The organism is Streptomyces sp. NPDC107471, assembly GCF_055582845.1.
This window is the reverse complement of record NZ_JBVJPC010000022.1, coordinates 1-22,839: the sequence shown is the minus strand read 5'-3', so window position 1 is coordinate 22,839 and position 22,839 is coordinate 1. Positions and strand designations below refer to the sequence as shown.

General features: G+C 69.8%; 16 protein-coding genes and 2 pseudogenes. 15 read left to right on the top strand and 3 right to left on the bottom strand.

All coding sequences use genetic code 11. The annotated features are described in order from the left end of the window. Positions 1-7: 7 nt before the first annotated feature. The 4 genes and pseudogenes from ACZ66S_RS40120 to ACZ66S_RS40105 all read left to right on the top strand — a co-directional run bounded on the left by ACZ66S_RS40120 (position 8) and on the right by ACZ66S_RS40105 (position 5,146). Positions 8-901: an alpha/beta hydrolase gene (locus ACZ66S_RS40120; protein ID WP_469906530.1), complete on the top strand. Its 894-nt coding sequence runs from the start codon at positions 8-10 to the stop codon at positions 899-901. A 110-nt stretch (positions 902-1,011) separates the two neighbouring features. Beyond that, on the top strand, positions 1,012-2,460 hold the full coding sequence (locus ACZ66S_RS40115) for a DHA2 family efflux MFS transporter permease subunit (RefSeq protein WP_469906529.1): 1,449 nt from the start codon (positions 1,012-1,014) through the stop codon (positions 2,458-2,460). Positions 2,461-2,513: 53 nt separating this feature from the next. Further along, a pseudogene (locus ACZ66S_RS40110) lies at positions 2,514-2,697 on the top strand (IS1634 family transposase); the annotation flags it as partial. Between the two features lie 2,050 nt (positions 2,698-4,747). Then, positions 4,748-5,146: a hypothetical protein gene (locus ACZ66S_RS40105; RefSeq protein ID WP_469906528.1), complete on the top strand. Its 399-nt coding sequence runs from the start codon at positions 4,748-4,750 to the stop codon at positions 5,144-5,146. Positions 5,147-5,374: 228 nt separating this feature from the next. Here the strand turns inward: ACZ66S_RS40105 and ACZ66S_RS40100 are convergent, their stop codons facing one another. Next, entirely contained in the window at positions 5,375-8,140 is a 2,766-nt protein-coding gene (locus ACZ66S_RS40100) for a serine/threonine-protein kinase (RefSeq protein WP_469906527.1), read from the bottom strand. 205 nt (positions 8,141-8,345) lie between these two features. On the opposite strand from ACZ66S_RS40100, the gene ACZ66S_RS40095 reads away from it, so the two are divergent. The 7 genes and pseudogenes from ACZ66S_RS40095 (at position 8,346) to ACZ66S_RS40065 (ending at position 16,055) form a co-directional block, all read left to right on the top strand. Then, positions 8,346-8,537, top strand: a complete 192-nt coding sequence (locus tag ACZ66S_RS40095) for a hypothetical protein (protein ID WP_469906526.1) — start codon at positions 8,346-8,348, stop codon at positions 8,535-8,537. Between the two features lie 203 nt (positions 8,538-8,740). Continuing rightward, on the top strand, positions 8,741-9,973 hold the full coding sequence (locus ACZ66S_RS40090) for an AAA family ATPase (protein WP_469906525.1): 1,233 nt from the start codon (positions 8,741-8,743) through the stop codon (positions 9,971-9,973). A gap of 202 nt (positions 9,974-10,175) precedes the next feature. Then, positions 10,176-11,873: pseudogene (locus tag ACZ66S_RS40085) on the top strand (Mu transposase C-terminal domain-containing protein). Then, the gene (locus tag ACZ66S_RS40080) at positions 11,870-12,619 is read left to right on the top strand and encodes an AAA family ATPase (protein ID WP_469906524.1); all 750 of its coding nucleotides are present in this window, start codon (positions 11,870-11,872) and stop codon (positions 12,617-12,619) included. The pseudogene ACZ66S_RS40085 and the gene ACZ66S_RS40080 overlap by 4 nt, the downstream one beginning before the upstream one ends. A 278-nt stretch (positions 12,620-12,897) precedes the next feature. Beyond that, positions 12,898-13,431: a hypothetical protein gene (locus tag ACZ66S_RS40075; protein WP_469906523.1), complete on the top strand. Its 534-nt coding sequence runs from the start codon at positions 12,898-12,900 to the stop codon at positions 13,429-13,431. Then, positions 13,428-14,390, top strand: coding sequence for a hypothetical protein (locus ACZ66S_RS40070; protein WP_469906522.1), 963 nt, complete (start codon positions 13,428-13,430; stop codon positions 14,388-14,390). Before ACZ66S_RS40075 ends, ACZ66S_RS40070 begins: the two co-directional genes overlap by 4 nt. Positions 14,391-14,585: 195 nt before the next feature. Further along, on the top strand, positions 14,586-16,055 hold the full coding sequence (locus ACZ66S_RS40065) for an SAVED domain-containing protein (RefSeq protein ID WP_469906521.1): 1,470 nt from the start codon (positions 14,586-14,588) through the stop codon (positions 16,053-16,055). A gap of 15 nt (positions 16,056-16,070) precedes the next feature. Here the strand turns inward: ACZ66S_RS40065 and ACZ66S_RS40060 are convergent, their stop codons facing one another. Beyond that, positions 16,071-17,207, bottom strand: coding sequence for a hypothetical protein (locus ACZ66S_RS40060; protein ID WP_469906520.1), 1,137 nt, complete (start codon positions 17,205-17,207; stop codon positions 16,071-16,073). 297 nt (positions 17,208-17,504) lie between these two features. On the opposite strand from ACZ66S_RS40060, the gene ACZ66S_RS40055 reads away from it, so the two are divergent. From ACZ66S_RS40055 to ACZ66S_RS40040, 4 genes are read left to right on the top strand one after another with little or no spacing between them, the layout of a single operon-like run. Further along, positions 17,505-18,482: an SMODS domain-containing nucleotidyltransferase gene (locus ACZ66S_RS40055; protein WP_469906519.1), complete on the top strand. Its 978-nt coding sequence runs from the start codon at positions 17,505-17,507 to the stop codon at positions 18,480-18,482. After that, positions 18,479-19,063 (top strand): ubiquitin-conjugating enzyme family protein, encoded by a 585-nt coding sequence (locus ACZ66S_RS40050; RefSeq protein ID WP_469906518.1) that lies wholly within the window; start codon positions 18,479-18,481, stop codon positions 19,061-19,063. Before ACZ66S_RS40055 ends, ACZ66S_RS40050 begins: the two co-directional genes overlap by 4 nt. Continuing rightward, positions 19,057-20,337 (top strand): HesA/MoeB/ThiF family protein, encoded by a 1,281-nt coding sequence (locus ACZ66S_RS40045; RefSeq protein ID WP_469906517.1) that lies wholly within the window; start codon positions 19,057-19,059, stop codon positions 20,335-20,337. The genes ACZ66S_RS40050 and ACZ66S_RS40045 overlap by 7 nt, the downstream gene beginning before the upstream one ends. After that, positions 20,334-20,810, top strand: a complete 477-nt coding sequence (locus tag ACZ66S_RS40040; RefSeq protein WP_469906516.1) for a Mov34/MPN/PAD-1 family protein — start codon at positions 20,334-20,336, stop codon at positions 20,808-20,810. The genes ACZ66S_RS40045 and ACZ66S_RS40040 overlap by 4 nt, the downstream gene beginning before the upstream one ends. Positions 20,811-20,939: 129 nt before the next feature. On the opposite strand, the gene ACZ66S_RS40035 is transcribed toward ACZ66S_RS40040, so the two are convergent. Continuing rightward, a partial coding sequence (locus ACZ66S_RS40035) for a helicase associated domain-containing protein (RefSeq protein ID WP_469906515.1) occupies positions 20,940-22,839 on the bottom strand: 1,900 nt, incomplete at its 5' end.

Here is a 22,839-nt window from a genome sequence, read left to right as displayed (position 1 = left end):
GAGCACCATGCCCGTGGTCGAGGACATCGAGTTCACCGTTGACGGCATCACCCTGCGCGGCTGGCTGACCCGCCCCGACGACACCGAGGGACCGCTGCCCGTCGTCATCCTCCAGGGCGGCCTCGGCGGACCGGCCGAGTCGATGAAGTTCCAGGCTAAAGCGTTCGCCGAGCAGGGCCTGGCCTGTCTGGCGTACGACCACCGCTGCACCGGCTACAGCAGCGGCGAGCCCCGCCAGTTGTTCGACCCCTGGCAGCAGTGCCGCGACCTGCGGCACGTCATCACCCACCTGACGCTGCGCGACGACGTCGACGGCGACCGCATCGGCCTGTGGGGCGTGAGCATCGGCGGCGCCAACTCGATGTTCGTCGCCGCCACCGACACCCGCGTCAAGGCCGTCTCCGCGATCATTCCGCCGGTCAGCGGCTGGAGCGCCCGCCAGCTCCAGCCCGCTGACACCCTCGCGGAGCTGGAGGCGTTGATCCCTGTCGACCGCAAGGCGCAGGCCCAGGGCGAGCCGGCCCGGACCATCCGCCTGCACGGCGAGCCCGCGCCCGGCGACCCCGTCATGTTCAGCGATGAGGAGGGACTGGAGTTCGTCGAGAAGATGATCCACGACCTCCCGAGCTTCAAGAACGCCATCACCATCTCCACCCTGGACCACCTCTTCGAGATGGAGGTCCGCGCCTACGCCGAGCGCATCACCCAACCCACCCTGATGATCCTCGCCAGCGAGGACACCGTGGCACCGGTGACAGAGGCCCGGGAGATGTTCGGGCGCATCCCCGAGCCGAAGGAGCTCATCGAGTACCCCGGCCAGCACTACGAGATCCTCTCGAACCACTTCGGCGAGATCATCGCCCGCTCGGCGAAGTGGATGGCCCAGACGCTCGCCGAGTAGGACCCCCGCAGTCCGCCGCCGCACGCCCGGCCCGTCACGGCCGGCGTGCGGCACCGCCCGGGCCTCCCTCCGCCACCGGGCGATCATCCCGCCGAGAGGACCCCCAGGACGTGTCCCACCCCGCCCAGCCGGCTCTCACACCGGCCGAGCTGAGGAAGGTGCTGCTACCGCTGGTCGGCGGCGCGTTCCTCGTCGTGCTCAATGAGACGATCCTCAGCGTCGCCGTCCCGTCGATCATGCACGACCTGGACGTCAGTGCCAGCACCGCGCAGTGGGTGACCAGCGCTTACATGCTGACCATGGCGACCGCCATCCCGGCCAGCGGCTTCCTGCTGCGGCGCATGGGCGCCCGGCATCTGTTCGTCATCGCCATGATCCTGTTCAGCACCGGCGCCCTGATGGCCGCGCTGTCGTACACCTTCCCCCTACTCGTCGTTGCCCGCATCGTCCAGGCATGCGGCGCCGCGGTGATGATGCCCGTGCTGATGGCCACCGTCGCCGCCATGGTTCCGCCCGAGCGGCGCGGCACCGTCATGGGCACCGCCACCATCGTCGTCGGCGCCGCCCCCGCCCTCGGCCCCGCTACCTCCGGTTTCGGCCTCACCCTGGTCGGCTGGCACGGAGTGTTCTGGACCGCGCTCGGTGTCGCCCTGCTCATCCTCCTGCTCGGCCTGCGCTCGCTGCCTCCCCGGCAGGAGCACGAGCCGGTCCCGATCGACTGGTGGTCGGTCGCCCTGTCACTGCCCGCCTTCGGCGGCATCGTCCTCGGCCTCAGCCTCATCGAGAGCAACCTCATGGCCGCGATCCCCTGTCTGAGCGCCGGACTTCTCGTCCTGGCCGCGTTCGTGCTGCGGCAACTGCGCACCGCCCGCACCGGCCGCGCCTACCTCGACCTGCGTACCTTCCGTTCCACCGGTTTCACCGCGGCGATCGCCGCGATGGCGGCCACGAGCATCATCCTGTTCGCCACAGTCAGCATCGTCCCGCTGCTCATGCAGAACGTCCTCGGTGTCAGCACGGCCGTCACCGGACTCACGATGCTGCCCGGTGGGGCGATGATCGCGCTGATGTCGCCGGTGACCGGCCGACTCCACGACCGCTTCGGCGCACCGCGGGTCATCCTCCCGGCCTCCTGCATCGTGCTTGCCGCCACCCTCGCCTTCACCCAGATCCCCGAATCCGCCGGCCCGGTCGCCTTCTCCGCTGCGTTCATCACGCTGCACATCGGCTTCGCCGGTCTGTTCACCCCGCTGATGACCCTTGCCCTCAGCTCCGTCTCCCAACAGCACCAGCCCGACGCCAGCGCGACCTTCAGCACCACCCAGCAGCTCTTCGGCGCCGCCGGAGCGGCAGGCCTCATCGCGGTCATGCAGGGCATGTCGACCCACGGCAACGAGGTGACCATCCGCGGCGTCCACGGCGCCTTCGCAGCCGCCGTATGCAGCGCGGCGGTACTGCTGGCGACCACTGTCTCGCTCACCCTCCACACTCGCCGGAACCCGCCCTCCGGCGAGCCCAAGACCCGTACGAAGCCCGTCGAATCGGCAGCAATTACCTGACGGGCCGCCTCCCTGCGCCCACGTGCCGCCCGCCCGTTCGAACGGTCGTAGCCATGTATGTGAAGACCACCAAGAAGACGAACAAATCCGGTACCGTCCGCTACCTTCACCTGGCCCATAATCAGTGGGACCCGGCCGCCGGCCGGTCGGTGCCCAAGCTGCTGTACACCTTCGGCAGGGAGGACAGGCTCGACCACGGCGCGATCCTGCGCCTGATCCGGTCGCTGTCGAAGCTGGTGGCGGCCGAGACAGAACCGGTCAGGCCTGCTGCCTTCCCGGCCGGGACCGCCCGGGAGGAGATCCAGCGACTCGACCAGATGTGGCGTTCGCTGGAGCTTGACCGGATGGTCCTCGATTTCGTTGCCGACGAGCGGGCTGTCGAGCGTGGACTCTTCGCACTCGTCGCCGCCCGTGCTCTCGCCCCGTCGCCCCGGCTCATCGACATCGACTGGATCCGCAGGGAACTGCACCAGGACGGATTCGGCAGTGTGGACGAGAGCGCGTGTCTCCGGGTCCTGAACCATATCCAGGACAGCCGGGGCGAGCTGGAGAGACGGATCATCCAGACCGTCGCCGCCCGAGCCGGCCTGGACACCAGCCGGCTCGTCCTGCACCCCACGAACCTCTACTTCGAGACCCGGCGGCGTACGGCCCCCTTGGCCGCCACCGCCGTCACGCTGGGCATCACCCGCGAAGGAATCCCTCTGTACTGCTGGATGTCCGGAGCCGACGAGCACGGACACCTTCCTGCGGACCTATCCGGGACCGAGGTGATCCGTCTCAGCGATTACACGGTCGAGGCGGCAGACCAGCCACTTCGGCAGACCGCAGGGGAACGCCTCCTCATCGTGCGGGCGGACGCCCGATGCGGCACACCACCCGACATCAGCGCCGCACTAGGCCGCCCGGGTCGCTACCGGAACTTGACGTCTACCGTGCGGATCAAGGAGGTGCGCACCCCGCTTAGCGGCCGGGTCGTCATCTGCCACGATCGCGTGCTCGCTGCCCTCGACCGCGACGCGCGTCTTTGTATCCTCACCGAACTGCAGGACCTGCTCACCGGTGACGACGAGACCGACGAAGGGGAGCGGAATGCCGTCCGCACCCGGCTGGCCAGCCAGCCGCACCTTGCGCGCTACCTGCGCGTGACCGCGACCGGACGGCTCCTCATTGACCACGCCCGGGTCCGAAGGGACCAGCGGGCCGACGGCAAGTTCCTCCTGCACTGCCCGGACCATGCCTTGACCGCCGCCGAGATCGCCACGACTTACCTACACCTCCAGGACATCGACCGGCGATGGTCGGCCCTCCGGCAGATCGTCGACCTGCGCGCCGGGCACATCCCCCGGGACGTCGGCGTGCGCGCCCACCGGTTCCTGTGCTGGCTGGCGTTGCTGCTCACCCGGCTCGTCGACACCGGCGCCCGAGTTGTCGCGCTGTCCGCCGCAGCGTCACCGGCGGGATGACCGGCCCGCCTCCGCAGCCGAGGCCAACCTCGTCAATGCCGACACCCGCCTCGTGATCGCTGCGGCCCGCCCACCAGCGGGGTTGCCGGGGTAACCGAGGCGGCGGCAGGGGCCCGCACGACTCAGCCTTACGGGCCCCTCGTCTCATCTCGTCGAGTGTCGGGCATGGCAGTTCCATGGGCCTTTCCTCACGGCGGACGAGGTGGCTGTCGCGGTGCCGCGTTTGCTGTTATGAGGAGGGCCGCCAAGACCTACTCCTTCAGTGCGTGGGGTACGGGCGCTGCCGCGCGCGGATTCGTCGCTCACCTCAGTCCTCCGCCGTGATCCCTGCCGGTGTTCGTTTCGTGCGGTGTGGCGCAGCCAGCGTTGCAGGGTGGTGTGGGTGCTGAGGGGCAGGGTGCTGAGCTGGTTGATGGCCTCGCGGTCTTCGGGCCGTAGCGGGACGCCGGCGAGTGAGCGCGGCGTGCCGCGGATGGTTCTGCTCTTCGACGTGTACAAGCGGACCGGTCCGGTGTTGGACGAGTGGCATTCGACGAGGGCTTCCGGCAGCGTGCGGCTCGGCGCACAGGCGATCGGCGCTCCGTGGCAGCGCCGCGCTACCTCTTCGAGCTTGTCCTCGAAGTAGCCGGCTCGTGCACGGCGTTCTGTGCGGCGACATCACCGACCCGTGACGTCCTGGAAAAGGCCACGGCTTAGGCCCGCGGCCATCACCCTTTCGACCCTGTTCGAAACGTTAGTGGCCGCGGGCCTGGCGGCCCTACGGTGTTGCAGGTCTGCACGTACGGACCACCGCAGCACAGCGAACCCCAGGGGGACCAGCTATGCCCACCCGTACTCTGCGCAACGGACTCCTCGCCGCGCTGGCCGCGGTCGGACTCCTCACCGGCGCCACCCAGGCCGCCTCGGCACAGTCCACGTCCGGGACGACGGCCGCGGCGCCGCAGTCCGCGTCCCTGGTTTACATGACCACGATCCGCACTCAGTGGACCCACTGGACACCCGACTGGCACGACGAATCCCACGCCGGCACGCTGTACGCGGGCACCAGCTACTTCTTCTGCTACACGTACGGCCTCACCTACTCGGACCTCGGCCGCACGAGCTCGGTCTGGCTCAAGACGGACGACGACCTCGGGAACCGCAACGTGTACGTGAGCGACGTCTATCTCAACGACGAGGGATACCGCAACGACATCCTTTGGCTGCCCAAGTGCACGTGAAGGCGTGCGAACCATGCCTGGGTCACGTCTTGCGCAGGATCAGGCGGGCGCAGCCGCACCTTGCAGGATTAGGACTCCGACGTGACGCTTTCCTCGATCCACTGAAGACACCGCGGCGCCCCGTGGGCGATCACCTCTGGGTTGTTCCAGGGGTGGTTCGCCAGCAGGCACTTCTCCAACTCGGGGTAGTGATTCCTGGTGGCGCGCCTGGTCGCCGACGGTATGTGGTCAGTTGCCGGCCGCCTGGTTGACAGCGTTGCGGATGGCCATGTCGACGGCGCGTTCGCCTGCGAGTTCGCTGTAGAAGCGGGCGCTGCCGGGGTGGTCTTGCAGGGCGCCGGCGACGATCCGGGCCGCTTGGCCGTGCAAGCGGCGCAACCAGGTTCGGGTCGCGGTCTGCTGGTCGAACTCGTTGGACGCCTCGTCCCAGGTACACATGCCGCGGACGGCGTCCTCCAGGAGGTCCCACTGCTCTTCCTCGGCCGCACGTCTGGCGATGCGGCGCAGCCAGGCGACGGCCCGCTTGGACTCGTTGGAGTGCGGCCGGCCGTTTCCGTCGCCGCGGACGTGCCCGGTCATCGCCTCCACCAGAGTGCGGGTCTGCTCGGGGTGGTCCAGCAGGAGTGGCGCGGTCGCCTCCATGTCCAGGTTGGGCAACACGTCCAGGTAGAGCTCGTAGTCGTCGCCGTGGTCAGCCGCCAGGGCCAGCAGCCGGCGGGCGGCGTCGATGTCGCCCTCCTGGGCGGCCGTCAAGAGCTGTTGGGCTCGTGCGATGGGCAGATCGATGTGCGGTGCGGTCTCCTGCTCGACCACGTCGTGGAAGTCGGCGATGGTCTGGGGGCGCTGGTGCGGATCACGGTAGGTGCACCGCCGCACGACGCCTCGCCAGGGCCCGGACGGCAGCAGCGGCACGTTCGTCTCCGGGGGAAGACCGGTGAGCAGCCAGCCGATGACCTTGCCCAGGCTGTAGATGTCGCTGGCGGGCGTGGCGTTGTGGGGATCGGTGGACAGTTCAGGGGCGCCGAACTCGAGGGTTCCGATCGCGGTGCCGGTGCGCTTGGGGTTGGTGGTCTGGCCGCGGGGACGGCGCACGATGCCCCAGTCCCCGAGGACCCAGCGGCCGTCGAGGAACAGGATGTTGGCGGGCTTGATGTCGCGGTGCAGGTAGTCCAGGCGGTGGGCATCGGCCAGTGCGGAAGCGACCGCGTCGACCAGGGCCCGCAGCGCGGTCGGATCGCGCTGCAGTTCGGGCTGGAGGCGTTCGGCGGTGCTCTGGGCCATCGGCATGACGAACCACTCGGCCCGGGGGCTGAAGTCGAGGACCGGCATCGCGTGACGGTTGGTGCCGAGTCTCTGCGCTACCTCGATCTCGCGCAGCATCCTCGCGGTCAGGTTCTCGCGCAGCGAGCGCGGCTTCTTGAAAGCGACGACGGTCCCCGTCGCCTTGTGCACGGCCTCGTGGACGATGCCCATGCCGCCTTGGCCCTCCGGCAGCGGGAACGTCTCCAGGGCGTAGTCCTTCTTCACCCCGCGGGCCAGACGGCGTACCTCGGCGTAGGCGTCGTCGGACGGCGGATCGGGGTCCGCGGCGGCCGACGAGGCGGCGGCCGCGTGACCGGTGACCTTCACCAGCACAGGGTGGACTGCGTCGATGTCGTTCGTCGGCCGCACCCCCAGCAGATACGCGGGGCCGCCTGCCGGGTCCTGGACGAGTCCGAGGACGTCGCCGAGCTGTACCTCGGCTACCGGGTCGCTGGTGCGGCCGGCGGTGTCAAGAGCGTGCAGTTCCACGCCGACGCCCGAACCGGCCCGCCCCGCTACCAGGATGGTGTCGCCGCCGCTGCACGCGAGATGTCCCGGGTAGGACACCGGGGTCAGCATCCAGTCCTCGAGCGTTCCGGCGCTGGTGCTGACGGCGAGGTCGACCACGGCGCTGCGTCCGCCGGCGGCGAGGAGGAAACGCCCCTCGCCGAGCCAGGCGGCTGAGCGGACCGCTGCGTCGAAGTCGATGGCGAAGCGCTGCTGGTCGCCCACCTGCTCGTCGAGCCGCGTGAGCGCCAGGGTCGAACCGGCCCCTGTGCCCAGTGTCGCTCCGGACCCGGACAGGACCCACACGCTGGAGTCGGGGCCGAGCAGCAGGCTGGCGTTCGCCTCGAATCCGCCGCCGACCGCCCGCAGCACGCCGTCGTGCCACTGCACCACCGCGGGCCCGCACAGCACCCACACCGAGCCGTCCGACGGCACCGCCGCATCGCCGTGTACGCCGGGCAGGGGCAGCCGCCACCTGGTCCCGCCCCGCCGCAGGTCCACTTCCGCGACACCCGCCTCGGTAGTGATCAGCGCGCGCTCGGCGGATTCCCAGGCCATTCCGGACGGGCGCACCGGCCAGGACTCGCCGGCCAGGACGACGCGGAGGTCGATCCCTGCGGGCGTTCGGGACGGCACGCTCGGGGCCCCGGCCGGGAGGGCCGCCAGGGCCAGCGCCGGGGCAGGCTCCGTGGGGTCTTGCAGCAGGAGCTCGTGCAGCGGGGTGTGCGGTGGCCGCGGTGGTCGGAAGGCCGCGCGGATCAAGGACGTGAGCGGGGCGAGGTCGCAGATGGCGGCCTCGAGATGGTCCCGGTCCAGGAGGACGCCCTGCGTCCGCAGGACGGCGCTCATCTCGGCGCCGATCTCCTGGCCTGCGGCCCTCGCGCAGATCAGGACCCATCGCACTCCGGCGCCGAGGCCGCGCTCGCGGGCGGTCACCGCGACGCGGGCCGCGGTTGCTACGGCCTTGCCCACGGCGGTCGTCACCGTGATCGCGTAGTCGCGTCCGGCGAGCTCGAAGAACACGGTCGGCTCGTAGGACGAGCGGTAGACGAGCGTCGCATCGGGGTCGGTACGCCGGATCAACGCCGCCACTACGTCGACCAGGAGCCGGTGGCGGTCCTGCTCCGGCAGCTCGTCGCTGTGGACCTGGCCGTACTCGGCCAGCAGTTCCCGTACGTCCTCCATGGCCCCGCCCGTGTGCCGTGCCCACACGGGCACCGCGCCCGCCGAAGAAGATTGTCCCGTATGGTCCGCCGTGACGTGCCGGATCAGCTCTATCAGTGCACGCCGGTTCCGCCGGATCGCAAGGGGTCCAGTTCAGCACCGCAACCGACACCGGCGAGCTCCTGGCCGTCGTCGCCCGCGTCCGCTTCATGTGACGGGGGCCTCCATGAATGACTCGCAGGTGAACCTCTCCCAGATCGCCCGCATGGCCGGTGTCGGCCGTGCTGCGATCCTCAACTGGCGGCACCGCCCGTGTGAGTGGGCGGTGGGGGAGCAGTGGGTGGGCGTCAGCGGGATTGCGGTGTGGGTGGCCTGGTTGCGGGTCCTGGATGGGGCGTTGGTTGCTGTCGTGGGGTGACCAAGCAGCTGTTGTGGGGCGGCTAGCAGGTCGGGTTGTGGCTGTCATCGGTTTCGCTGTTCCTGTGTGAGGGCCTGTCGGGGTCGGCTGTGCTGGGCCGTATGACGCAGGGGGTTTCGGCGGGGGCGGGTCGGGCTGCTGGTGGTGCGCGGTTGGCGCGGGGTGTGGTGGTGCGGCGCCTTCTTGGGGTGGAGGGGCAGGGGGTGTTGTCGACGCTGCATGTGCGGATCGCGGCGGAGTTGGCGGGGGTGTCGGAGCGGACGGTGTGGCGGTGGCTGGCCCAGGGGCGCCGGGGGCAGGTTGAGGCGAGGCCGCGGCAGGACGGGTTTTCGCTGAGTGATGCCTGGTGGGAGGTCCTCGCCGAGGCGGGCGGGAATGTCGCGGAGTTGCGGCGCAGGATGCTCCAGGCGCAGGAACAGGGAGTGTTGGAGGAGTGGGGTGCGGAGTGTGGGCCGTCGCTTGCGACGTTGCACCGGGTGATCAAGCGGGATCTGGGGGCGGGTCGGGTGCTGGAGGTGGCGCGTCCGGCAGGAGCCCGTGCGGGGGTGGAGCCGAGTCCGTATGACCGGGCGCTGGCGGAGTTGGGGCTCACCGACGGGGCGGGCGGTCCGCTGGTGGTCGAGGAGCCGGCCGGTGATACGTCTGCGGTGCCGGGCCGGCCAGATGCGGCCGACGCCGCGGGTGCGGTGGGTCGGGTGGGTGGTGTGCGGTTGTATGTGCCGGGGGCGCGGCTGGTGTCGACGCGGCAGGTGGCCCAGGTGGTGGAGGCGGTGGGGCATACGGTCGCGGCCCGCGGGATGTGCTGTGTGTTCGGGGATCCGGGCTTGGGCAAGTCGGTCGCGGTGGAGCAGGCGGTGCGCCTTGTGCCCGGCCGGGTGCCGGTGTGGCGGGCGGTGGCCGGGGTCGCGCCTGGTCTGCCGCAGTTGCGGGCTGCGCTGTGTGAGGCGCTGGGATTGCCGGTGGGGGCGCTGACGCACCGGGCCGGGCCGGCCGGTCAGGCGCTGGTCCGAGCGTTGGCTCAGCCGGGAGTGCTGGTGGTCGATGACGCTCAGCGGCTGACGCCGCCGTTGCTGGACTATCTGCGGCAGTTGTGGGATGCGCCGGGCTGTGCGGCGGCGCTGGTGCTGTGCGGGGCGGGAAGCGAACGCGCGGTGGCGCGGGCGTCGGCGTTGCGTTCGCGGGTGCTGACCTGGCACCAGGTCGGCCGGCTCGAGCCGTCGCAACTACTACCGACGCTGAGCTTGTTTCATCCAGTGTGGGCGCAGGCGGACCCGGACGAGGTGGCGCGGGTGGATGAGCAGAGGGCGCGCGGCAATTTCCGTACCTGGGCGAAGATCACGGCGCATGTGTACGCGGCTCGTGAGCGCGACCCCGCACGGCAGGTAGACGGGGAACTGATCGAGGAGGCTTGCGCGCGTCTGGGCCCCTACCCGTGACTCCGGCTGCGCGCAGGGCTGGTGGACGAGGCCTGCTCCTGCTGGTGACGGGCGGATGAGGTCGGGGTGGAAGAAGACGACGCTCCACGCGAGCGGATGAGGCCGAAGGGAGGATGGGGTGGAGGGGCAGGTGCTGGCGCCGCCGGGGGATCCGGCCGGTGTGCTGGGGGAGGAGTTGTTGAGGGCGTTGCGGGTGCCGGCGGTGCGTCGGCTGCTGGCGCTGCGTGGTGAGCGGCGGTTGTCGCGGGAGCATGTGCGGCTGGCCGGGGAGTGTTTGGGGGGGTCGGAGCGGACGGTGTGGCGGTGGCTGGCGGAGGCTTCCCGCTCGCCGCGGGCCGCGCTGCGCCCGGGGGAGCGCGGTGGTGGCCGGTTCGAGATCTCGGGGAGATCCGGGTGCTGCTGGCGTACTGGCACGGCAACGCCTCCGCCGTGCACCGCCAGTTGGTGGCCCGGGCCGAGACCGGCAGCCATGACGGGCAACCGGTGACAGCACCTGGCTCTGCGGCTCCTCCTGGGGGCGCACCGTCGGTGGCGGTGCCGTTGCTGGAGCCGGTGCCGTCGCTGTCGACGTTCCTGCGCGCAGTGCGCCGTGATCTCACTGCGGGGGAGCGGGCCGGGCTTGCCGCGGGAGCGGACGCGGCCCGCGCGCACGACGTCTTCGCCAAACGGGCGCTCTCGTGGCGCAATCACGTGTGGGAGGCGGATCACGTCCAGGCGCCGCTGCTGGTCGATGCTGACGGCGATCTGGTGCGCCCTTGGGTGACCTGGTTCATCGACACCGCCACCAAGGTCATCACCGGCACCGCCATCACGCCTGGTACTCCGTCTCGCGCCTCGGTGCTGGCCGCGCTGCGTGCCGCCGTGCTGCGCGAGGATCCGTATGGTCCGGCGGGAGGGACCCCGGACGAGGTGCGGGTGGACCCGGGCAAAGATTTCCTGTCGGCCACCGTGACCGCGGCGTTCGGCACGATGGGCGTGACGGTGAAGGACCTGCCCGCCTACAGCCCTCATCTCAAGGGCACGGTGGAAAACCTCAACCGGGCCGTGGACCGGATGCTGTTCGCGGTCCTACCCGGCTACACCCTCACCCCCGCCCAGCTGCGTACCGGCCGGCGACGCAAAAGGGCGGGCCGCAACCCGGAGGCGTCCGGGGTCCTGCCGTTTGAGGACTTCACCGCGCAGGTGCTGGCCTGGACGGCCTGGTGGAACACCGAGCACCGGCCCCGGGCGCTGTCCGGCCGTACGCCGCTCGAGGCGTGGCAGACCGATCCGACCCCCATCACGGATGTTCCCGCCGCCGATCTGTGGACGTTCACCCTCGAGGACGACGGCCGACTACGGAAGCTGTCCAGCCATGGTGTGCGGTGGCGCGGGCGCACCTACATCGCGCCCTGGATGACCGGCCAGGCCGGCCGTACCGTCACCGTGCGCTACATGCCGCATCACGACCACGAGATCGACGTCTGCGACGCCCACGGCAGGTATCTGGGGCCGGCGCACCTCGCGGACGCGGCCACCCCCGAACAACTGGCGGCCGTGCGCACGGCCCGCGCGCAGCGCGCCCGACGCCTGCGCGCGGAAGTGAAGGCGGCCGAGACACTGCGCCGGCAGCGCTTCGCCCCCGCCACCACCGCCAAACCGGCACAGCGGCTGGGAGCGCTCACCTCCGTCCAGGCCGAGCACGAACTGGCGGCCGGCCGAGCACACCGACGCCTCGAAGCTGGCTCTGCCGGACCTCATCCCGCCCGCCGCGCCCCCGGCCGGCTGGCGCACCCCGCCCTCCCTCACCGCCCGGACCACACCCGGCCGGCCCGCTCCGGCCCCGCCCGAACCCGAGCCCGACACTCCGCCCCCTCGGGGGGCGGCTCCTGACGCACGCGACGACGGAGACGCCTTGTGACCGCGCCCTCCTACCAGTACGTCGACCTGCCCGATGCGTCCGTGGTCACCACCCGCGCCCTGCTCACCGCCCGGGAGAACATCAACGACACCGTCGCCGCCCGCGCCATGATGTGCCTGCACGGCGGTGCCGGCTTCGGCAAGACCCTCGCGGTCAATGTCTGCCTGCGCGACCTCGAGCACGAGGACGTCCGCAGGATCACCTTCCGGGCCCGCCCCACCGCCCGCGCGGTGCGCTACGAACTGTTCACCGCACTCGGCCTGCCCGGCCAGCCCCCAGGCCACCCCAGCGAGTTCGACCGCCTGCTGAAAACCGCCCTGGCCGAACACCCCCGCACTTTCCTCGTGGACGAGGCCCAGTGGCTCAACGGGGAGGCCTTCGAGTACTTCCGCTACCTGTGGGACGAACCCTCTACCCAACTCGCCATCATCTTCGTCGGCGGCGAGGGCTGCCACACCGTGCTGCGCCGCGAGGCGATGCTCTCCTCACGCATCTTCATCTGGCAGCACGTCACCCGCCTGACCCCCAGCGAGGTCCTCGAGACCATTCCGCTGTTCCACCCGGTCTGGGCCGACGCCGACCCCGACGACATCGCCTTCGCCGACAGCCACGCCGCACACGGCAACTTCCGCGCCTGGGCGAGACTGACCGCCCACACCCGCACCGCACTTGCCCGCACCGGCCGGCCCCGCGTCGACCAGGAGGTGCTGCGCTGGGCCTTCAGCCGCCTGGGCATGGGCGCCTAGGCGCACACGGCCTCGGACACTTCGCGTGGCATCTGGACAAGGACGGCCGCGGTGTCACAGAGATACGAGTGATCAACTTTCCGTCTATCCGACAGTGCTGGTCTGCAGCGGGGTCCGCCCGCCAGGACGTAGGCCGAGGATCTGGACTGCGGTCTGGACAGGCGGCAGGGCCCGGGGAGAGGGAGGGGGAGGTAGGTCGTTTTCGGTCAGCCGCCAGGCGGCATGTCTGAGGGATGGAGGTGTATGGGTAGCCACACTCGCGGACCGAGGGGGACAGGGTGGCTATATCGGAGCGTCAGCTGCACGAACAGCACCAGGCGATGATCAAAGACCTGGCTGCCCGGCACGCACGACTGAAGCAACTCGGCCCGGATGACGCCGCGTTCGGTGAGCAGTACGAGCAACTGACGGCAGGTGCCTCGCGGCTGTTGGAGTTCGAGCGGGCGATGCCGGCCCGTCTGGCAGAGCCGCAGCGGCGACGCAGTGAGCAGATCGTGACGTGGTCCTGGCGTGGTGAGACGGCCGTGGCCGTGGCACTCATCGGCGCGGTGTTCGTCCTCGGGCATTCCGCTTGGTGGCTGGTGCTGCTCATCCCGCACCTGCTCGCCACGCTGCTCGGCTGGACGATCAGCGTGACCACAGAACGGCACAAGCAGCAGCGCGCGGTCGCGATCGCCCTGCACGCGTTGTGCCTGATGGTGGCGCTGGTGAGCCTGGGCGTGCTGTCGGCATGGTGGATCATCGCGATCCTGATCGGCTGGATCGCTATCGGTGTGGTCTCGGAGGACACCACCCAGCAGGGGGCGAAGTGATAGAGGACGTCGAGCGCCGGATGCGGGATGCCGACCACCGGATCCGGGACCTGGATGGCCGGCTGGACGACCTGGAAGCCGAACAGCATCGCCTGCGCGACAAGTTCGGCTACACGGAGGACTTGGACCACGAACTGCGCAGCCTCCGCGACAGCATCAGCAGCTGCGACGACAAGATCGAAGAACTCGACGAAGAACTGCGCGACCGCGTGGACGACACCGACCAGGCCGTCAAGCGCCTGGTCCAGCAGGTGCGGCTCCTGGAAGGCCTGCTCAAAACGTCCGGCGGGGCCCCGGTTGCGGATCTCGACACTTTCACCGACGACCAGCGCCGCCTCGCCCGCAGCATCCAGCGTGGCCAGCAGGCCCGCCGCCTGCTGCTCAGCGAATTCGAGCGCACCACATTCCAGCAACGGGTCCGGTATCACCGCAAAACCACCGAAGAACACTGGGCGCACCGCACCACCGTCATCGACACGGTGGGCACGCTGATCGCCACCCGGTACGGCTCCCGAGCTCACGCCCAGGCCGCCCAGGAGCTTCAGGAGGCTCTCGCACGCGAGCGGCAACTGCGCCAGAGCCTCGATCGCCAGACAGGCTCCCTCCAAGAAGCCGAGGACGCCCTGGCCGCCGATGCGAAGACCCGCACGGACAACCAGGCCGTGATGACAGCGGGTACAAGGGCCGAGAAACAGCTCACCGGCGTCCTGCGCAGCCGGCTGTCCGACGCAATCCGCAGCCGCGCCCTGCTGCCCACCTGGTTCGTCACCGTGCTCGGATCAGCCCCGCCAGCGAGCGGCACGGAGAAGTGGCTCGAAACCGCCACCCAGGTTCTGCTGTACCGCCTCACCTACGACGTCACCGACCAGGTCGTCGCCCTCAGCAGCAAACCCTCCGACGCCGACGAGCACCGTCGGCAATGGTACGAGCAACTGATCAAGGACCTGCGCCGCTGGTAGCAGTTCCGGCAGAGCGGTGGCCACCTGGTCCTGCACCGGCGCCGCTCCGTGCTGGTGCGGACGGCGCAGGCTGTACTTCAGGGGCTCGATGGACTTCCGGTACAGCCGTCTGCGGGTGTAGCGGACACGCGGGTGATGTTCTACTGAGCGTCCTGTTGGTTGCGGTGTGGCCGCTTGAGTGGGAGATCGTGTTCGGTGTCTGACCTGCCTGCCCCAAGTTCGACGGGGGTTCGTATCGCCGGTGACCGGTATCAGTGGCTGGTGTCGTGGCAGGGGTGTGTCACTGCGGTGCGGGATGCGGAGCTGCGCGCACCGAACCCCGTGGTGGCGGTCGGAGTCGAGGTCGACGGCGTGGGAAACGTGGATGACGTCGTCCTCTACCGAAGAACGCCGCCGCACACCTACACACAGGTCAAGTACGCCGCAGACAGTTCCACCCCTGTCAACGAGGACTACCTGCTCAAGCTCAGCGACCAGGGTGGCCCGTCGATCCTGCGGAAGCTGGCGCAGGCCTGGCAGCACCTCACCGAGGACGGCACGCCGGTCGATCTCGCGTTGCTGAGCAACCGGTCCCCGGACGCCGAGGATCCGCTGATCTCGCAGCGGGATTCCCGCACCCAACTGCTTGTGCCGAAGGCGGCCCAGCAGGGCCCGAGATCGAAGAAAGGACAGGCCCGCGCGCGTTGGGCCGATGCCGCCGGGCTGAGCGAGGAGAGGCTGCTGGAACTGTTGAAGGTGCTGCGCTTCGACCTGGCGCGGGACGTGATGCACCTGCATGAGCATCTGCAGATGCTGATGTTCGCCGCAGGGCTGCGCTTCGACGAGGAGGCGATGCACGCCGGAGCGGACTGGGTCGCGCGCCAAGTCGCCGACGGTCAGCGCCGGTTGTCCCTGGCGGACGTCAGAGAGGCGATCCGGTCCCTGCGCCTGGAAGCCGGCTCATCACGTGCGGTGCTGTCCGTGGCCACCTTGAAGCCGGATCCGATGGCGGAGGACGCCGACTACGCGGTGGATTGGGTGGATCGCTTCCAGGGCGCCTCACCGTATGTGAAGCGGCGTCCACTGGCCCCGGCAACCTGGGCTCAGCTGCAGGCGGACATCGAAGCCGCACCGTATCGGATGCCGCCGGGCACGACCGCGGTTGCTGTCACCGGCAGCCTGCGTCTGGCACCCGCGTTCGTGGTCGGCGCCGCCTTTCGCATGGTGACCGGCGTCGACCTGGCCGTGGCCCAGCGCGATCAATTGTGGTCATCCGCCGAGGCGTACGAGACGCCGCTGGCGCCGGACGTCGACGAGCATCTCCTCGATCTCGGTCCCGATCTTGCCGTGGCCGTCGCGGTCGCCATGGACCCGACGCAGGACGTGCTGGACTTCCTGCGCGAACAGCAGGTGCCCGTCTCCCGGCTGCTGGTCCTGCGCCCGCCCGTCGGAGCGAAGGACAACTCCGTCCCGGACGCCGCGGCGGCCAACGCCCTGGCCGTGGGCATCCGGGACCTGCTGCGCCGTGCCTGCCGCCCACACCCCGCGATCCACCTCTTCCAGGCCGGTCCCAAGGGCCTGTCCCTGCTGCTGGGCAACCGGTGGAACCGGCTGCGCCCCACCACCGTGTACGAGGACGTCAACGCGCAACAGGTGTACGAGAAGGCGTTCACTATCGACGCGTGAGCCTTCGGCAAGCCTCTACGACCCCGCCGTCGCTGACGGCGGACCGCCCTGCGCCAGGTGTAGGTCGTGGGGGACCAAAATGAGGCGGTCGCGGGCCGTCAGCCAGCCCAGCGCCACAGCGATCGGCAGGGGGCCGTGGAAGAACAGCAGCCCCTCCACAGCGGTGGCCTCGTCGAGACGCTGCGCCCACTCCTGCCGCGCCGTCTGCCAGCACTCCCAGATGTAGGTGGTCACCGCGGCGTAGAGGGCAGAATCATCGGGCAGATAGGCGTTTCCGGTGTCGATGACGAGGTAGGCGCCGCACGGCCCGTTCGCACCGGTCGCGTCCGCGGGCAGGCGGTAGCCGGTGTGGCGCCCCGGCCCGTAGGCGCCCTGCCCGGTTACCGCCACGTGACGGGCGTCATCGACCATGGAACCGGCCGACGCCAGACGTACGATCAGCGCGATCCGATGACGCTGCTGTTCGGCTGCCTCGGGGATCTCCACCAGCTGCGGACGGCCGGGCGCGGGAGCCGACAGGTGCCGGCTCACCTGGCCGCGCTGGCGGGGATCGAGCCCGGCACGCAGCGAACTGGCCAGGCCGACTCCAGGGACCACCGAGCGCCCGGCCTGCTGCGACAGATGCATCACGGCCAGCAACAGTTGGGCATGGTCGGCCAGGCGCCGGCCGAGAAGGAAACCGTCCTGCAGGTGAGCGAGCACGTACAGTGCGACCTCGGGCCCCGTCCCACCGGCCGCTTCCAGCTCTTCGACCTGCGCATCGATGAGCCGGGCGACGAAGTCGACGACCTCCGCATGGCCCTGAACAAAGCGCTCGTCGGGCCACAGGACCGCGCGGTCGACGACCAGTGTCGCGCTGTGCGTGCGGCGGGAAGCGTTCTTGAGGGCAACGACCCGCGAGGCCTGCGTGCGGTCTGCCGGATACAGGCTGATCACCACGCCCAGCCCGCGCGGGCGCTGCAGCACCCACCCTGCCAGTACCAGGACGAGGGCAGCGGCGAAGACGAGGGCAAACACCCACGGCTGGCTGGTCCACTGCTCCAGGATGTCGGGCACGACACCGAGCGCTATGGCGGTGGAGGCCGCCATCAGGACGGTGCCGCCGCCCTCCCGGGAGAACACCAGCCGCCTCAATTGCCCGAGCCACCTCATATAAACCCGCCCCTCGGCTCGGACACCCGGCTGAAGATCCTGCCGTAATCCTGCGTCGAGAGACGCGAGCGTTCCATACCCGGCGCCGGAGCATGCTGCGCCCCGTGCCTGATAGCACGGGACCGGACTGCCCTTGATGATCAACTAGCTCTGGTGCGAGGGGCGTTGTCAGTGGCGGGTCTTACCGTGGTGGACGAGCAGCCATCGATGCTTGTTGCGGCCGCGGCACCCGATCCGGGAGTCTGTGGCCGCGGCGTGCACCCGGGCTGGACGAAACGCCCGAGGAGGCACGCCACCATGGGGATCGACGACGCATTCGACGCGTTGCAGAAGACCGTCAACGAGGACATCGACAAGACCAGACTGGCCCGCGAGCGCCGGGACCTGTTCAAGACCGCCCTCGGCGGTGAGCCGGATGTCCTGGAGACATTCGGCTCGGGCTCGCTGAGCCGCAGCACGCAGCTCAAGCCCATCCACGACGTGGACATCATCGCCATCTACGATCCCGACGAACACCCCGAGTGGGGAAGCGACGGGCCGAGCGCGGAAGAGGCCCTCGAGCACATCCGCGGCCAGGTCAACCGGCTGCTGAGCCAGAGCAGCGGCACCCACGGCAACGTGGTGAGGCACACTCTGCTGCGCAACCATGCGGTCAAGTGCTTCCTCGACGACCCGGACGACCCGGAGGCCTTCACCGTGGACGTCATGGCCGCGCTGCGTCAGGCGGATGGCTCGCTGCTCATCCCAGAGACGCTTAGCACCCGGTGGGTGCCCGCCGACCCGGAGTACCTTATCGATCAGGTGGCCGATCACCAGCGTGCCTGGTCGCACTTCCGGCCGTTGGTGAGGGTGCTCAAGCAGTGGCGGCACACCGTCCCGATCGAGGGGAGCATCAAGTCCCTCGTCATGGAGGTCCTCGCCCTGAACTGCATGCCCAGGTCCGGCAACCGGTCCGAGGGCCTGAAGACGTTCTTCACCGCCGCCGCGGTTCAGGTCAACGAAGGTGTGTGGGACCCAGCCGGCCTGTGCGGAGAGATCCAGCCGGACCTGGACCGTACGGGCCTGTCCGAGGCGCTCGCGGAAGCCCGAGACTTCGCTGAGCGGGCCTGCGCGGCGGCGACCGAGGGCGACACCGACGACGCGCTGCGACTGTGGCAGAAGATCTTCGGAGACGACTTCCCGGCACCCGCTGCACCGGCCAAGCCGGCCTCGCTGATCACCGGGACGCCTGCGCTCATCACCCCGCGGCCCATCAAGGACGCACCTCAGGGATGACCACCGCACACACGCCCAATGACCGCACGCCCATCACCTGGTGGGCGTGTGAAGCACGCCGGCTGCGCCGCGACCACGAGGAGATCACCGCTCAGTTCCGCGACCTCGTCTGGAACGACGCCGGAGCAGGAAGCTGGGAAGGCAGGCTGCCCCGCTGGCCTTTCGACCGGCCCGAGCCTGAGCACCTCACCACCTGGATCGGCGACGAAGGACTCCTTCTGCGCCTGGAGTACAGCCAGGCATACCCCATGGTGGCGCCCCGCCTCGTACCCCTCGACCCGCTGCCCGAACTATTTGAATGGACCCAGCATCGCTGGCACGTCAACGGCGACGGCAGCCTGTGCCTCCTGCGCGACGACGTATGGACGGGCCGCGAGTCCGTTGTCGATCTGCTGCTGAAGGCCGCCGGCTGGCGGATCGAGTACGCGCTGATGAAACACCAGACGATCGAGCAGATGACCGACAGCGGCATCGTCACCGACCACAGCCTCGACCACTTCCTGGCCCAGCCCCTGCCACCCGAGGACACCACTGGCCACCCTGAACGGGACACCGGTGGGCAGGACGGTCTTGCATGCTGATCCTCATCCCGCGGGACGCCGCGACCACACTCCGCGCCTCGGGCGCGTGGGGCCGACTGTCGTTGCGTATCAGCCACCCAGACGACCTAGCTGTGGTGGGTGGAATCTCCGAGGGCGGCGGCTCCATCATTTCTGTCGACCCGCCGCCGCCCGCCCCCCGCCTGCTCGCCAGCTGCGACTCCCGTCCTACCGGCTACTGGTACCAGGTCAAGAGCGAACTCCACGCGCTCTGGTACCTCCTGCGGGCGCGGCGTGGCACGTCCATGAAATTGGACGTGTTCAAGGACGCCGTGCCCAGCGGTTTCAAGACGCCGGGTGACGGAGGCTACGTGGCCATCACCCATGCCCCCGGAGTGAAGGGCGCCTTTCCCGAAAGAGGTCTGCTCGACCTTGTCGCCTGGCACGTCACCCGTGCGGGCTTTCAGCCCCTCGATGCGTCGGCCGAGCCTGAAAGCACAGGGATTGGGCAACTCAGCGGTCAGTGGCCCGTAAAGGAACTGCAGAACACGCGGATCATGCTGATCGGAGCGGGGAGTATCGGCTCGGCCGCCGCACACGCACTCGCCGGCTATGGCGTCGGCCATCTCACCCTGATCGACCCCGACCGGCTCGACTGGCATAACCTCGTCCGGCACACCAGCGCACGCAAGCACACCGGCCGACACAAAGTCACCGCCCTCGCCGAGGAACTCGCCGTACTGCGCCCCGACACCACGGTCATCCCCCTGGCCTTGGACGTCATCGACCACGCTGACCGCATCCGGGCCCTCCTCGCGGACACTCACCTCGTCGTGTGCACAGCAGACGGGGTGGCCCCGCGCCGCGTCACCAGCCACCTGGCCCGCCGCGCTGGCCTCACCGCCGTTCTCGCCTGCGTCCTGGAAGACGGCGCCCTCGGTGAGATCCTCCGACTGCGCCCCTGGCCCCGGCACGGCTGCCTCACCTGCCGGCGCCAGAACCTCACCGAGGCCGGCAGCCTCAACCCCGAACCCACCCTGGACGCCGGCTACGGCACCGGCACCCGGCACCGCCCCATGACTGCCGTCGGCTCCGACCTCCACCTGGTCGCTCACCTCGCGGCCAAGACCGCCGTCGCGACCCTCCTCGAACGCGCCGGACACCCCGACCAGCGTCTGCCAGGCGAGCACGCCCTGCTCGGTCTGCGCCGCCAACCCGACTGGGCCCCACCGTTCGACCTCGACTGCACCGCCGAGGTGCGCTGGCTGGACGCCACCCCGCCCCGAACCGGCTGCCCCACCTGCGAAGCACCATGACCCAGTGGCCCGTCACCATCGTCCACCTCACCGCACCAGCCACCCACGTCATCACCACCGAACTGCGCACGGACGACCACACCACAGAGACCGGAGGCATCCTGCTGGGCCACCACAGCCACGACACCGTCACCGTCCACCACGCGGGGACCCCCGGCCCCGCTGCCGTGCGCACCCCTACCTATTTCCTCCGCGACCTGGCGCACGCCCAAGCCCTCGCTGATCGGGCGTTCGCAGCCGACGGAAGTGTCTGGGTTGGTGAATGGCACACCCACCCCAACGGTCGGCCGGTCCCCAGCGCCCGCGACACCGCCACCTACCAGCAACTCCTCGACGACTCGGAGCTGGGATTCCATAGCGTCATCGCGGTCATCCTCGCCCGTCATGAAGACCACTGGGTCGGCGCGGGCTGGGCAGCCCGGCACGACCGGATCACGCCGGTAGAGCTGCGGCTCGACGGTCCCGTCAGGTAGCGCAGAAGGCCCCGGCCGCTAGCCCGGGCGGCGCCGTACGGCACCGCAGCACCACATCGAGAGCGGACGTCACGGCGGCTGAACCGACGGTTCCAGACCGTGGCTCCTGACACGTCCTGCGCGGCCCCATCACACCCCACCCTCCTGCGCTGCCCACTCGAGCCCGAGAGCGGCCAGTTCCGCGCGCCGCTCGGTAGACATCGTCCCTGCCCTGCGCCGGGCGTTGTCGAGGAACGACCCGATCTTGTAGGGCACCCCGTCCACGTGTTCGACCGCCTTTCTCGGCACGCGCACATGTCCTTCGCGGTCCCGGAACTGCCGCACCGCGACCAGATTCATTGCCCACCGCTCATCCTGGCTGCGCCGCGTCGGCACCATCGCTTCGTCCTCGTCGGCGGGCTCAAGGCCGATGGTCTCCAGCAGATACTGCTGTGCCGGCACCAGTCGGTCCCACCCGGCGCGCTGCCCAGCCACCCATGCCCCGAGGTCCTCGCCCTGCGCGATCACCTCGCCAGGCCCACCCGGGAGCACGCCCCCGGCCTTCACGTGCGCGAGCAGCAGCCGATACGAGCGCTGCCAGGCGACATCCCACCCCTCGGGGGCCCACCCGGGGTCGATCTCTGCGAGGGCCTCCATACGGCTCTCTGACAGCTCCCCGGCGCTGGAGATGCCCGTTTCCCCGTTCGCGCGCCGTACGGCGTTCTCACGGCTCCTGCGGGCCCCGGCGCGCATGTTTTTGGCCCATACGCCGATGGGAAACCCGTCTCCGCCCCACACGGCGGTCGTGGGCGGCAGGAAGTGCCCGTGGACGGCTGCGTAGTCGCGGGCGACGGCCAGGCCGGCTTCCCACGCGGAGGCGTGTACGGACCAGATCATGCCCAGGTTCTGCAGCTCGGTCGTGCGCTTGGCGTCCAGGGTGCCCTCGCGGTAGTACCGGCGCTGATCCGCGATGAAGACCCCCAGCGGATGCCCGCCCAACGCTCCCCAGTCCTCCGGCGTGACGTACGTGAACGGCACCCGTAGCTCGCTCTCCCCGGTCTCCCGCAGCCACCGTGTGGCGGCCTCGATGCCGCGCCGCCAGTAGGCCCGCTCGGGGTCGATGACCCGCAGCCGCACGAACTGCGTGAGCGCGGCGGGGTCGCGTTCCTCGCTGAACCGCAGCACCCCCGCGGCACGCTCGGACACCGGCTCCACGTCGACGTCGATGTCGTCCTGGCCCTCCTCGCCCTCGCTCAACTCGCCGCTCTCACCGTCGTCCTGTGCGGCCGGACGGCTGTTGCGCACCCGCGGGTCCGCGAGCGCGTCAATGAGCTCCGAGTCGTGCGCCCGCAGAGCTCCAAGGATCTTGCTCAGGCTGTTGTAAGCATCAGACGTGAGTAGCTCATTCGGATCTTCGTCCGGCCCAAGGAATACGGGAACGATCAGGGTGGCCAGTTTTCCGTGATCGGGATTGAGCCGCAGGGCGCGCCCGACCATCTGTACGATGTCGACCATTGACCCGCGCGCGTCCGTGAAAAGGACCGCGTCGCACTCGGCAGTATCAACGCCTTCCCCGAGAACACGAACGGAAGAAAGCACACGCAATTCCGCCCGCACCTCTCGACCCTCAAAAGCGGGCCCACCCAGGAATTCGGACGCGAATTCATCCAGCACCTGGCGACGGTGACCGGGGGCGTGTTCGCCGTACAGCCAGTCCGCCCACACCTGCTCCGCGGGTGGGTAGGTGTCGGGATCGGCCGCAGCGAGCCGGCCCGCGGTCACCGGCACCGAGGCCGCCATCGCCTCCGCCTCACCCACCCGACTGTGGAAGCTGAGTACGCGACGGAAGCGCTCCGTGACGGCAGCGCGCATCAGCCCCGTCTGCACAGCCGCCAACCGCGCCCCACGCACCGCGTCCGAACCGGTGTCCTCGCTCGTTAGCGCCGCGTACAGGGCGGGATCGCGGATGTCGAGGCACAGCACCTGATACGGCGCCACAATGCCCCGTCCGACCGCCTCCGACAGCGACAGCCGAAAAGCCACCGGCCCG